10 protein-coding genes are annotated in these 13762 nt (G+C 44.8%); 7 read left to right on the top strand and 3 right to left on the bottom strand.

Going from position 1 to position 13762, the window contains the following annotated elements; genetic code table 11:
- Positions 1-167 precede the first annotated feature (167 nt).
- On the top strand, positions 168-1814 hold the full coding sequence (locus tag AC58QM_RS06645; RefSeq protein WP_497282394.1) for a hypothetical protein: 1647 nt from the start codon (positions 168-170) through the stop codon (positions 1812-1814).
- A 32-nt stretch (positions 1815-1846) separates the two neighbouring features.
- A complete protein-coding gene (locus AC58QM_RS06640) occupies positions 1847-2806 on the top strand; it encodes an acetylxylan esterase (protein WP_497282392.1) in 960 nt (319 codons plus the stop codon).
- A 21-nt stretch (positions 2807-2827) separates the two neighbouring features.
- On the opposite strand, the gene AC58QM_RS06635 is transcribed toward AC58QM_RS06640, so the two are convergent.
- Both AC58QM_RS06635 and AC58QM_RS06630 read right to left on the bottom strand, forming a co-directional pair.
- Positions 2828-3742: a helix-turn-helix domain-containing protein gene (locus AC58QM_RS06635; RefSeq protein ID WP_497282390.1), complete on the bottom strand. Its 915-nt coding sequence runs from the start codon at positions 3740-3742 to the stop codon at positions 2828-2830.
- A gap of 1 nt (position 3743) precedes the next feature.
- Positions 3744-3950 carry a YrzA family protein gene (locus AC58QM_RS06630; RefSeq protein ID WP_310223138.1) on the bottom strand — a complete coding sequence of 69 codons (207 nt, stop codon included), beginning with the start codon at positions 3948-3950 and terminating at the stop codon, positions 3744-3746.
- A 182-nt stretch (positions 3951-4132) separates the two neighbouring features.
- Here AC58QM_RS06630 and AC58QM_RS06625 point away from each other — a divergent pair, with 182 nt between their 5' ends.
- From AC58QM_RS06625 to AC58QM_RS06605, 5 genes are all read left to right on the top strand, one after another.
- Positions 4133-5905: an ABC transporter ATP-binding protein gene (locus AC58QM_RS06625; protein WP_497282389.1), complete on the top strand. Its 1773-nt coding sequence runs from the start codon at positions 4133-4135 to the stop codon at positions 5903-5905.
- A complete protein-coding gene (locus tag AC58QM_RS06620; RefSeq protein WP_497282387.1) occupies positions 5871-7691 on the top strand; it encodes an ABC transporter ATP-binding protein in 1821 nt (606 codons plus the stop codon). The genes AC58QM_RS06625 and AC58QM_RS06620 overlap by 35 nt, the downstream gene beginning before the upstream one ends.
- Positions 7692-7778: 87 nt before the next feature.
- Positions 7779-9995 carry a GDYXXLXY domain-containing protein gene (locus AC58QM_RS06615; RefSeq protein ID WP_497282385.1) on the top strand — a complete coding sequence of 739 codons (2217 nt, stop codon included), beginning with the start codon at positions 7779-7781 and terminating at the stop codon, positions 9993-9995.
- A gap of 36 nt (positions 9996-10031) precedes the next feature.
- The gene (locus AC58QM_RS06610; RefSeq protein WP_497282383.1) at positions 10032-10898 is read left to right on the top strand and encodes an EamA family transporter; all 867 of its coding nucleotides are present in this window, start codon (positions 10032-10034) and stop codon (positions 10896-10898) included.
- 109 nt (positions 10899-11007) lie between these two features.
- Positions 11008-11646 carry a hypothetical protein gene (locus AC58QM_RS06605; RefSeq protein ID WP_497282381.1) on the top strand — a complete coding sequence of 213 codons (639 nt, stop codon included), beginning with the start codon at positions 11008-11010 and terminating at the stop codon, positions 11644-11646.
- A gap of 867 nt (positions 11647-12513) precedes the next feature.
- On the opposite strand, the gene AC58QM_RS06600 is transcribed toward AC58QM_RS06605, so the two are convergent.
- On the bottom strand, positions 12514-13758 hold the full coding sequence (locus AC58QM_RS06600) for a threonine synthase (protein ID WP_497282379.1): 1245 nt from the start codon (positions 13756-13758) through the stop codon (positions 12514-12516).
- Positions 13759-13762 lie beyond the last annotated feature (4 nt).

Below are 13762 nucleotides of genomic sequence, written 5' to 3'. Positions count from 1 at the left end.
CCCAACCCAACCATTCCCCACAGTTGATCTATCCCGGTAACTTCACATTGACGCTACATGTATTAGACTATAAAATGATAAAAGTGAAACGTTTCAATACCAAGAAGATATCTGATCTTTGCTGGGAAACAAAAAGGCTTAAGAGCTTTTCAATAGGAGATGACAATTTGACGACGATACAGCAACGACAAGTAGAAATCATTGCCAGCATTGCAGCCGCTGCTTATATACAGCCAATTTTGAGTAATGGCTTTCTTTTCGAAGGGGACGTTCGAGATAATTTCTATTACGCCTCCTACCTATTTGCCGCTTCCGTGGATGCAGAGATTCCTTTCGAAGGTGATCGCAAAGAGGCAAAGGACAAAGCAGAGCGCGTGTTCCTGCACTTACTAGAAATTCAAGATCAGGATCCCACTAGCAGCACCTACGGTCATTGGCCGCTTAATCTAAGACCAACGCCTCAAGAGGCGTCTAAGAATACATTACCTGTCGAGTTAATGGGGAGCTTGATGGTTTATTTTGCCCAGCGCTATCAGGAGCAGTTGAGTGAAGCTCTCCGCACCGCTTTTGATAACACGCTTCGCCATATATACAAAAGCAACTTTTACCGGAAAGCGGTTACAAATTACGGCCATCATGAAGCAAAATATACCGCTGCTAAGCTGATTTTGGGACAACGGTACGAGGATGCCGAACTCCTTAAGGATGGGCACGAAAGCTTGCGTGTTACGTTGGAACGTGTAACATCCAACGGGATGACGGAGTACGGAGGACTGCCATGGTTCTGGCACTGGGTACAGGCTTTTACCTGTGCGTGGCAGTTGACGCAAGATGAAGAAATTCGCAATGATTTAGCTCAAATGTTGGACTACTTATGGAATGAACGTGCGACGTACTACTTAGGTGGAGCCTGGGTAGGTCCGCATGCGCGGATTTGGCCGCATGATATGCCTAGAGATATGAATGTGCTGCATGATTACGTACAATTCGGAGATTTCAAGCTGCCAGCGCCAATGCCAAGAACGGAATATGCGGGTTTCCTTGTGTATGAAGCACCTGCACATTGCCTTGAAACTGCTCTTCAACGTTCATCAACTCCTGTGGAGATTAAACGACAAGTGCCCAAACAAATTGGACAAGCAGAGCATGAACAGGATCATCTCCACAGTTATGTCTATATCACAGAAAATTATGCAATCGGTGGTATGTGGGAGCGAATCCGTGAGTTTGATAACGAGCAGCACCGCTGGGACGTTGCCTTCCCGCTCGATCATTTGCAAGGTGTGAATCATGCTTATTTTTTCCATCCGGATTTAGAGAAGCCAGAAGGAGATTTACGCCATCAAAGCGAATACACAGAAGTGCTTTTTCATAGGCATGTAATTATGGCGACTTATGACATACCGGAGGACCAACCGGGCTATATCAAAGGGTGCTTACCGCTGGGTGAGTGGGTAGAGTCACCAACTGGACTATTTGGTCGGTTTGCTAATGTCTACTTAGCCGTATTCATTCAGCAACCGTATAAGCGTGAGATTCTTGAGGATCGCTGCTTTGTAACTAGCCAGGGGAGAAAGAATGCAGTCGTCGTTGAATGCATCGATCTGGTAGAAGCGGAGTCCTACGGCATTCGCGATGTTCACCATTTTGCCGAAATCATGCTAGGTAAGCAACCTCATTTTGGTGAAAATAATACCCTTTCCTATACGTCTTTAACGAATCAAACGTTGTTATTAAGCGGCGATCCAACGAAGGAAATCACTAAACTTGTAAATGGTGAAGCAGTAGATTTTACTTCCTACACGGTCGCTTAAATTCATACATATGATAGAAAAGAGGATGTCTCATGCCAGCAGTTGATTATCCATTAGAAAAGTTGCTCACGTACGAAGGGCGAAATCCAAGACCCGAAGACTTTGATGCTTACTGGGAACGTGCCATCGCTGAAATGAAAGCAGTAGATCCCCAAATTGAACTTCGCCCAAGCGATTTTCAAGTGCCGTATGCGGACTGCTTTGATCTGTATTTCACAGGTGTGAAAGGTGCTCGTATTTATGCGAAGTACATTCGCCCGAAGAACGTGACAGAGCCTCATCCAGCGATTGTTCAGTTTCATGGATATTCAGGTAATTCTGGGGATTGGAATGATAAGTTGTCATACGCAGCGCTTGGTTATTCGTTCTTCTCCATGGATTGCCGTGGTCAAGGCGGATTCTCTGAAGATGTTGGCGGAACCAAAGGGACAACTTTACGTGGCCACATTGTTCGTGGTTTAGATGATCATCCTGATCAACTCTTATTCCGTGATATTTTCTTAGATACCGCACAGCTTGCGGGGATTGCCATGAACATGCCTGAAGTTGACGCGACACGTGTAGGTGCGATGGGAGGCTCACAAGGCGGTGCATTGACGATTGCTTGTGCAGCGTTGGAACCACGTATTAAGAAACTGGCACCCGTCTATCCATTCCTCAGTGATTACAAACGCGTGTGGGAGATGGATTTGGCGAAAGATGCCTACCTAGAATTGAAAGATTTCTTCCGTCGTCATGACCCGCAGCACAAGCGTGAGGAAGAATACTTTACGAAATTGGGTTATATTGATATTCAAAACTTGGCGAATCGGATTCAAGGCGATGTGATGATGGCCGTAGGTCTCATGGACACGGTATGCCCACCGTCTACCCAATTTGCAGCATATAATAAAATTACTGCCAATAAAAAACTGGAGATTTTTCCGGATTTTGGGCACGAAGGTTTACCAGGCTTTAATGATTTGACTTTCCGATTCATGATGGATCTTTAACAAATAAAAAACCACTCCCATTCAAATTGATGCGAGTGGTTTTTTGCGCTCAGCTTGCTGCTGGCGATATTGACTCGGTGTGACACCGATCATTTTTTTGAAAAGCTGATTGAAGAATTTCATGTCCTGATAGCCGACAAGAGCGGCTATATCGCTGATTTTGTCAGATGACTCGCGTAAATACTGACAGCAAGCTTCCAATCGAGCATGCTGTACATACGTGGTGAAGGTCATACCCGTGAGCTTTTTCAGCTGGCGTTGGAGCTGGCGCTCACTTAAAGATAACTTGGCTGCTGCCTCAACTAAGGTGATCGGATGGCTGCAATTCATACGAATATAAGCCAAGACATGCTCGATGCTTTTCATATTGGCCTGAGAAACCTGTGGATGCGGATCCAGCTTCGCACGATGCATATACACGAGCAATTGCTGCACAGAAGCTTGCATAACGGTGATAAAGCCGACGCGGCGAGCATTATACTCGAAATGTAATCGCTCAAATAGAGATTGGAATTCACCGTTCTGTTCATGAAAAGAAAGAAATTCTACTTCGTCATTCGTTTCCGTTGCTTTTTGAAAAAAAAGCTGCATATCTGGATCCCCCATTGCTGCAGCATGCTGAAGCAATTGGTTCATCCAGGCTTGTGTGAAGATAAAGTTATATACGATGAGCGGTTTTTTTTGATTCGTTGAGGAAGGTCGGAACACATGGGATATGCCAACTGGTAAAAAGAAGAGGTCTCCTTTGGTTACTTGCATACTGACATTGTCAATATAATGGGAACCGCTTCCTTCAGCTACATAACTAATTTCGATGAAATCATGCGTATGCTGCTGTAGATCAAAAGTTTCATGTACACGATTCACATAAAAGGGTAATTCAGGAATGAAATAGAGGTGGCCCGGCGACTCCATAATGCTTCGCTTGATCGTCATCTTATTTCACTTTGAAATGAATAACAGCACTGTACAGCATTTTACCTGCATTCGGGTCGAATACAATGTGGTGCTGTATCGCATAAACATCAAGCATGAGCGCTTTGTTATTGTCGATTTGGTCATTAATTTTCTTTTCGAGTGTTTTCATGTCGTAAGCTTGAAAAAATTCAATTTTATTTTCAATACGATCTAAAATAAAGTCCATGATCCTGCGCCTCCTTCGGTTGAATGTAAATTTATGACGACTTCTCTTATTATAACGTCAATTTTTGATATAGGAAGTGCAACTGAATAGGCGTATACTGTGAATTGCATAGGATCGGACGTTTATAATACATGGGCAAAGCCTTACAAGACAGTCAAAAAAGATATGGGAAGTGATGTCGTTTGAAACCTACACGGTTATTAGTTGATTTCTTATTAAGGAAATGGCCGTTGTATGTCATTGCCGCACTCTCTATTACGGTAGGGAATATTGTTTACTCGTTCTACCCCAAATTACTGGGGATGTTTACGGATCAGTTGCAAAAGGGTGGACTCAGTAAAAGCTTAATTGCGAAGTACAGTCTAGAATTGCTCGTCATCGGGGTTACTTTTGGTGTTTTATGTGCGATTGGGCAATACATGATCATGCGGAATGGGCGACGCTTCGAATTCGAAACGAGAAATCGCTTGTTTGATCATTTCACCCATTTAGGAGCTACGTTTTATTCGAAGAATGGCGTTGGCAAGCTGCTGAGTTATGTAATGAATGATGTTACGGTTATTCGAGAATCGATCTCGATGGGCATCAACCAAGTTGTAAACTCTGTTATTTTAATCACTGCCGCTATTTTTTCGATGCTATTCAGTTCCATTCCGTTGTATGTCATCCTAATCTGTATCGTACCTTTAGTACTCATTCCAATCTTATCGGTTAAATTTCAACCCATTATTAAGGAACGGTCTTTAGCGGTTCAGGAAGCATTAGGATCCATGACGGAATCGGCAGAAGAGCAATTCGGCGGTATTCGGGTAGCAAAGAAATTCGCAGTAGAACCGATTATGATCGGCCGATTCAGTGAAACCGTTGATCGCATTCGAGACAATCAGTTACGATTAGTGCGGCTTTCCTCTTTGTTTGAAGCAATAATTCCGTTTCTGGGTGCGGTATCGCTTATTGTTGCGATTGCTTTCGGGGGCTATTTGACGATTCACGACAGGATTACAATCGGGAACTTCGTTGAATTAACGTTGTACATTCGGATGATGGTCAATCCCTTGCAGCAAATCGGACGTGTGATTAATGCACTGCAGCGCTCACGAGCATCCTTGGAGCGGGTGAATGAACTGTTATCGATGGAATCGGAAATCAAACAGACGGAGCTTGCCCAGCCTACCCATCTCGAGCAGGAAGAGATTCGTATTGAACATTTATCCTTCTCTTATCCAGACGATGAGGATGAAGTACTGCACGATATCTCACTGACGATTGAACCAGGCAAATCGATTGGTATTATTGGCAAAACGGGCAGTGGGAAGTCCACCTTGATGAAAATCATGCTGCGTATCTATGATCCGCCAGAAGGGACCGTGTGGATTGGCGATTGTGATATCCGTGATGTGACGCTTGAAAGCTTGCGTAATCAAATCGCTTACGTACCGCAAGAGGGATTTCTGTTCAGCACATCGATTCGGGATAATATCGCCTTCTTCAAAAGGGAATCCTCGATCGAACAAGTGGAACATGCTGCCAATAAGGCGCAGATTTTATCCAGCATTGTGTCTTTTCCAGAGAAATTTGAGACGAAGCTCGGGGAACGCGGGGTCACTTTATCAGGTGGTCAGCGCCAACGAACGAGCTTAGCAAGAGGGATTATTAAGGATTCACCTTTGATGATTCTAGATGACAGCGTGAGTGCGGTAGATTCAGTGACAGAGAAGCATATTATTGATGCGATCAGGCAGGAGCGATCGAATAAAACGACGATCTGGATTGCACACCGTATCTCGGCACTGAAACACACTGATGAAATTATTGTGCTGCATGAAGGAAGAATTGTGCAACGTGGTACACATGATCAACTGCTTATGCAAGAAGGCTTGTATGCAGAGCTATATGCTATACAGGAAGGGGGCAACGAAGATGTTCAAGCAGACGAAACCTCCACTAGAGCCTAAGCAAACGCAAGCATCCTTTCGCGCGTTAGCCAAGTACGCCAAACCGCATAAGTTCACATTTGCTATTGTCATCGTGTGTGCGCTCCTAGGTATCGCGGCAGATTTATTTCAGCCTTATTTGGTCAAAATTGCAATTGATGATAATTTGATGATCGGTAAAAATGACTTCAGTGCCCTGATTATGATTTGTGTGATGTACGGGGGGTTATCAATCTCAAGTATGTTTTTCAGCTACATACAAAATAATTTGCTGCAGTTCGCAGGTCAAAGCATTGTAGCTAAAATCCGCAAGGATCTCTTTCAACATATTTTCAAGCAATCCATGTCTTATTATGACAAAACGCCAAGTGGCAGCCTCATCACCCACGTTTCTAGTGATACGGAAACCTTGAACCAGTTCTTTACGCAAGTGCTTCTAAGCTTAGTACGTGATAGTATGACATTAATTTTCATCGTCGTTCTTATGTATCATTTGGATCCGACACTGACGCTGTACAGTATGATTGTGATTCCCATCATCCTACTTATCGCGGTGGGCTTCCGTGAATACATGCGCAAAACCTATCAACTTTCACGTTCGAGATTGTCTCAAATGGTTGCTTTCACGGCGGAGAATTTATCAGGCATGCACCTGATTCAAGCCTTCCATCAAGAGAAAGAACAGATGAGTCGCTTCACAGATAAGAATACAAGCTATTTCAGAGCGAACCTGAGAGAGGTTCGAACGAATGTGTTATTCAACCGCTCTTTTGACATCTTAGGCAATTTATCGATTGCTTTTATTACTTGGATTGGCGGTATTGCCGTCTTCGACAAAGCGGTTGAATTCGGGGTGCTCTACGCCTTTATTACGTATATTAGGCAATTCTTTCAGCCGATCAATAATATTACGCAGCAATGGAATACCTTACAATCCACGCAAGTGTCCATGACTCGGATATGGAACATTTTTGCGGCACAGCCTGAAGTAAAAGACAAAGAGGCTTCAGATCTGGTCCCGCTGGTCGATGTGAAAGGTGATATCCATTTTGATCATGTACACTTTGGTTATCAGAAAGACACAGCTGTCATAGAAGATCTTCAGTTGCATATCGCGCCAGGCGAGATGATTGGTATTGTTGGCACCACGGGTGCAGGTAAAAGCTCTCTAATTAGCCTGCTTTGCCGCTTCTATGATGTTCAAGGAGGCAGCATCCGGATTGATGGCGTGGATATTCGAGACATTTCACAGAAGGATCTCCATCGGACGATTGGCTTGGTACAACAAGAGCCTTATTTATATGCTGGAAGCATTTTGGAAAATGTAAGAATGTTCGACCCTACGATTTCGCCAGAGACGGTTATAGAAGCCTGTAAGTTAGTCGGTGCGGACGCACTCATTTCCCGGATGAAGGATGGGTATGAAACACGGATTTCAGAGCGAGGCAGCGGTTTGTCAGCAGGGGAACGGCAATTGATTTCTTTTGCCCGTATCATTGTATTCCAGCCTAAAGTTCTTATCTTAGATGAGGCTACTGCTAACCTGGATTCACAAACTGAGCAGCTCATTCAAACCGCATTGCAAATTGTTGCTGAAGGAAGAACGACGATTGTCATTGCACACCGGATCTCTACGATTATGCATGCTGACCGTATTATTGTGATGAGTCATGGGGAAATTGTTGAAGAAGGTACACATACCGAGCTACTTGCTTTTCAAGGCTTTTATGAGCAATTGGTTCAGCATTCACAAGGAACGCAAACGAAGGGGAACGAAACGGAAGGTCGCATTTCATCCATAGGCTAATGATCAGGTACTAGGAATAGATAGTACTTCTCAAATCAGTGATCTCCTGTACAATTAGAAGCATGGAAGAGAGAGGAGATGAACAGCATGAAAACCAATAAAGTCATGATCCAACTGGGATATATATTGGGAGCTAGTGCTCTTTTAACTGCGATCGGTTACTTCTTTGCTTCGAACTGGGCGATGTTAAACCGATTCGAGAAGTTTATTCCGATATTTGTACTCATTGTGGGGTTCTATGGATTATCTGTGTGGCTTTCACGCCATGTCGGAAGAGAGTTTTTAAGTAAATTAAGTCTGTTTGCCAGTTGTATTTCCTTCGGTGTTGGGGTTGGGTTGATCGGTCAGACCTACAATTCGCATGCAGACAGCTATAGTTTGTTTCTCGTGTGGTTTGTGCCAGCACTGCTATACGCGATCTTAACAAGGTGGCAGCCTTACTATGTGTTGAGCTATATCCTTGGCCACCTTGCGTATGGTTTGTTCTTCTTTCCCAAATGGGGCAGTTATTTCGAAGCCGAGGGAGCTACACTCGTTATCTGGTTAGGGCTAGCGATTATGAACGGTATCTTGTTCGTCTTGTTTGAGAAGGGCCGATTACATGCGCCTTTTCTCAAATGGGTGACCTTTCAAGCGACATTATGTATATTCATTATCATGTCCGTGTCCCACACGTTCGAGCATTATGGCATTTGGATGAACCTGCCGCTCATTGCCGTACTGGCAGCAGCTGTGATGTATGCGCATCGAACACAGAATAAAGTGTATCTGCTGTTCGCTGGTTTGTGGATTTCAGCCGCGATCACCACGAAGTACATTGAACTGATTATTGAGTATCACAATGAACTTTTCTTTATAGTGAGCTTGCTTTTCGTCATTGTGTTTATTGGTGCGAATGTGATGTTTATGAACTATGTACGTGCCTGGAAGCCTGCTTCTAAGCAAATAGAAGAAGGATTCGAAGTGGAAGTCGAATCGGCTGCCAAAGGTGATGGAGATTTCAGTAAGTGGGTCGTTCGCGTGCTGACAGTTTCCGTCATTATCATCGGCTCGCTGCTAGGCTGCTTTACCTTGATTGGTCTCGTAACGGTTGTTCTCGGGTTTGACGATCCTGCCAATATACTGATTGGCTATGGGTTCGTCGCTGTAATTGGGATGTTAGCTGCGAGAAAATTCAATGTACTGGCCCGCTTTACCATTCTGTTGAGTGGACTTATGCTCGGCACTGGCGCTGCCGTGGGTACAGAGCAATCCTCGATGCTGCTCATCTTTTTAGCCTTAACACTGGTTGCCTTTATTTATCTTGAAGGTTTGGTTACACGGATCCTGTTCTTCGTGGCATCCATTATCATTGTAGCTTTTGTCTTGTTTGACTGGATTAACAACGAAGTTGCTGTGCTTAGTATACTGGCTGGTTTGCTCTTCTTACTGTTTGCAGGCGGCCAACTACTTCGTCAATCTGCGTATCGGGAGCCGGTCTTGTTCAGCAGTTATCCCACTTTCTTGTTAACACTGTTCGCTTTAACCTTCTTAACAGAGTCTGGTTGGTACTACTTCACGAATGTGCTGTTCTTCTTGCTAGTTCTAGCAGCGATTGTGATAAGCAGACAGCTTCAAGTTCAATGGGTATACGCTTGGTCCATGGGCTTCTGGATTGCTTTCCTCGTGTACAAATATTACGATTTGGCTTGGAAGTTGCTCCATAAATCCATTAGTTTCGCGATTATCGGACTTCTAATTCTAGGGATCACTGTTTGGCTTGAAAAGAGACAAAAGCCCGAAGAAGACGAGGCAGCACATGCGCTTCCTGTATATGGAGCAAATCGTTGGCTCATCGCTTTACTGGTCTTATTGCAAGTGGGGGCTATGTCTTTGCAAATTGGCAAAAACGAATATCTGCTTAGTCATGGAAAGCTGATCAAGTTGCAGTTGGAACCACTGGATCCTCGCTCATTGATTCAAGGTGACTATGTACGACTTCGTTACACCATTTCATTGCCGCCTATGTATCAAAATAACCTGGAAGAACGGACGGGGAAAGGAAAAGTAGCCGTTGTTCTTGCGCCAAGCGGAAACTCGGAAGTGTATGAGTTCCGCAGAGAGTATAAACCAGGCGAATCGCTCTCTCCTGAGGAAATTCGTTTGAATGGTGAAAGAGAGGGATACGAAGGGATCGTATACGGTATCGAGAATTTCTTCATCCCAGAGGGTACGGGTAGAGAGTATGAACAAAAAGCCAAATTTGCGGAAGTGAAGGTATCCGCAAATGGTGATGCGATACTCGTACGTTTAACAGAGAAATAAGTCAGCATTTATAGAAAGAATGAGGTAACGAACATCATGTGGCTGTTATTTTCCGTCCTCGCGGCACTATGCTTTGGGTTGCGAGGCATTTTATATCATTGGTCAAGTCAGCAATCGCTGAATCGCAATGTTTTGCTTTGCGGCACGTTTGCTATGGGAGCCGTTGTAAGTTTCGTGTGTGCACTAATTTGGCAAGCGAAGTGGGAAACCACCGTACTGATTGGGATTCAAATGGGTTTGTTCTCCTTTGGAGCTAACGCCAGTATGTTCAAAGGCTTCGCAGTGGGCAAAGCTTCGTTAGTTGCGATTTTGACAGGTTTACCATCGGTGGTGGTCGTACTATTTGCATATGTGCTATGGGGTGAACGGCTGAACTTGCTTCAGCTGTTTGCTTTTGTTGTTATTGTGATCGGTATTTTATTCGTCAGGTATTCCAATGATATTACGTTGAAAAACTTACAAGGTGCGGGATGGGGCGTGATCGCTCTCTTCTTATTTGCGGCCAATGACTTGTCCAGTAAATGGACAACACTTGTACACGCGTCGTTATTTCCGACCTTGTTCTTTATGTTTACGACAGGCACGATTTGTTTTGGCATCTGGTGGTTGCGGGATAAGAAGAACGCTGCGCAGCAGCCCACGACAAGAAGTACTTGGACAGAACAAAAGACGTTCTTATTTGGCATGGCGGTTGGCATTACCAATGTCATGGGAATGATTCTAATTATTCATGGTTTTGCAAATGGGATTACCGGTCTGGTTTCTGCAGTAGTTGCTCTGAATGTACTGATCGTCTTGTTGTATACGCGATTTATTTTGAAGGACAAATTCTCGAAGCTTGAACAGTCCGGCTTAGCGATTGCGATGGTTGGTATCCTCATGATGAAGCTTGTTGCCTCTTAAATTCGCATTTCATCATGTAAATTACAACATATACTTTCTGATCTGGCGTAAATGCGTTACAATAAGAATATTCGTGCCATTAAGAATGATTCAGGAGGCTATAACGACAATGACAGACAAAGATATTGAAACACAAGCAACCGAAGAGAACGAACATGATCCGGAACGTGATCAGGCCCAAGTCATTATTACATGGTTTCAACATATCCAAGAGATTGTGAAAGAACAATTCCCTGAATATGAAGTCGATGGGCAAATCGGGAATAACCCGACTTACGGTCCGATGTTTGCTTTTACCCTCAAAAAAGACGAGAAGTCCACAGCATGCGGATTTTTCTTAAATGAAATTATGCGTAATTTCCAAACGAATCCAAATGCAGGACTATGGTTATCCTCTTTCTTCGTAGATTTATTGAGAAGCGACGAAAGTCACCTGCTTCCGAATCCACCGCAATCCGAAGATGAAGCCAAAGAATTACTGGACAAGCATATTGTTCCTTATTGCGCGGCTGCCGTGCGTGAGGAGTTCCCTGAACAGAAGATTTATGTAGATCTAGAGCTGCATGAGGAGCATGGCCCCGTGCTTGAGGCTGGCTTCGTAGCTGTTGAAGAAGGCAATAATACATGTGCATTACCATTGCAATATTTAATGACGTTATATTTACTGAATCGTGACCCTGCAGAACCTCTAATTCAAGCGATGTACCGTTTATACGAGGAAAATAATTTAGGTCAAGAGAATACTTAGTTACTATGCGAGCCACCCAATTGGGTGGCTCGATTTTTTTTGGTCGACTAAGTAGGCTAAACTAGTATAAACGACGAAACGCGCAACTGAGAGGTTAATAATTGCAGTCTCAGATGCGCCTCAGCACCAAATACACGCTGAGCCGTCGAAAGTAGCCGTCTCAGCTAAACAAACTAGTTTAAACGCCGAAACGCGCAACTGAGACGTCGATAATAGCAGTCTCGGTAGCGCATCAGCACCAAGATCACTCTGAGCCGTCGAAAGTAGCCGTCTCAGCTAAACAAACTAGTCTAAACGACGAAACGCGCAACTGAGACGTCAATAATTGCAGTCTCAGATGCGCCTCAGCACCAAATACACGCTGAGCCGTCGAAAGTAGCCGTCTCAGCTAAACAAACTAGTCTGAACGACGAAAAGCGCAGCTGAGAGGTTAATAATTGCAGTCTCAGTTGCGCATAAGCACGAAGTACACTCTGAGCCGTCGAAAGTAGCCGTCTCAGCTAAACAAACTAGTATAAACGACGAAAAGCGCAACTGAGACGTCGATAATAGCAGTCTCGGAAGCGCATCAGCACCAAGTTTACTCTGAGCCGTCGAAAGAAGCCGTCTCAGCTAAACAAACTAGTTTAAACGCCGAAACGCGCAACTGAGACGTCGATAATAGCAGTCTCAGCTGTGCATCAGCACTAAGTACACTCTGAGAGGTCGAAAGAAGCCGTCTCAGTTAAACAAACTAGTCTAAACGACGAAACGCGCAGCTGAGAGGTTAATAATTGCAGTCTCGGTAGCGCGACAGCTCCCAGACCATAATGAGCCGTCGAAAGAAGCCGTCTCAGCCACGCACCAATCACCGTTGCAGTTATCAATTCAGATGTTCCGATATACCATAAACTCCTCATACGTCTTAATAATCGGAATCGCTGCACTGGCACCCAACTTCGCATATTTCATCGCATGGGAAGTATTGAACAATACCACGGAATCTGTGGAGCGAAGCCACCCTGTGTCACAAAGGAGTAGCATTGCTGCCCAGGTCGCTGCGCCCTCGGGGGAAGAGGAAATGCCCTCTGCCCCTAAGCTTTGCGTGGCTTGGGCAATTTGCTCTTTGGAAACCGCGATAGCGGTTCCGCCACTCTGTTTCACAATCGACAGCAGCAACTCCAAATCCGGTGGATTCGGTACGCGCATTCCTGTAGGATTGGGGATGATTTTGTGCTGCTCCGGCGTCAACGAAGTATCACTGACATGCGTTGGCGTCACTGCCAACGGTTGCCCTAGACCATCGACAATGGGCTGGCAGCCTACCTCTTGCACACAGACGAATCTAGGCATATCGCCATCGATAAAGCCGAGTTTCTTCAATTCCAAAAAGGACTTCCACATGCCGATAATGCCCGAACCGCCGCCTGTGGGATAGATAATCACATCGGGGAATGTCCATCCCAACTGCTCGGCAAGCTCAAGCCCCATCGTTTTTTTACCCTCAACTCGGCCAGGCTCTTTCAAAGTCCCAACATTCACCCAACCTTGCTCCTTGCGGCCAGACTCGATAATTGCGGCTGCATCATGAATAAACCCATCGACCAGCACTGTCGTTGCCCCGTACAAAGGGCACTCATCCACAATGAGTGAAGGACAGTCCATGGGGATGAACACAAAAGCTTGAATACCAGCTCTTCCTGCATATGCGGCTAAAGCGCCTGCAGCATTCCCGTTGGAGGGAACAGCAGCTTTTGTTGCCCCAGCTTCTTTTAATAAAGACACAGCTACTGAAAATCCGCGCGATTTAAAGCTGCCTGTTGGATTTTGTTCCTCTCGTTTGATCCACAGACGTTTGAGTGATAGCTTGCTCTCCCAAATTGGCATACGCAATAGTGGCGTCCAGCCTTCACCTAAGGAGATGATACTGGCCTGATCCTGTATGGGAAGCAGCTCACGATATCGCCACATGGAGGGATAACGGAGCTGTAGAGAAGCTTTCGTAAAAGTTTTCGCAACGTGTTCGAGATCATAGTCAACCAATAAAGTGCCGCCGCATGCGCATTTCATGTCTTGATAGCGGAAGGGCAGCCTTGCAGAACATCGTGAGCATTGCAGCTCCCATTGTTTCATTTGT

The organism is Paenibacillus sp. J22P165, from assembly GCF_059692015.1.
Note: the sequence above shows the minus strand (reverse complement) of the source record. Positions and strands in the feature narration are given on the sequence as shown.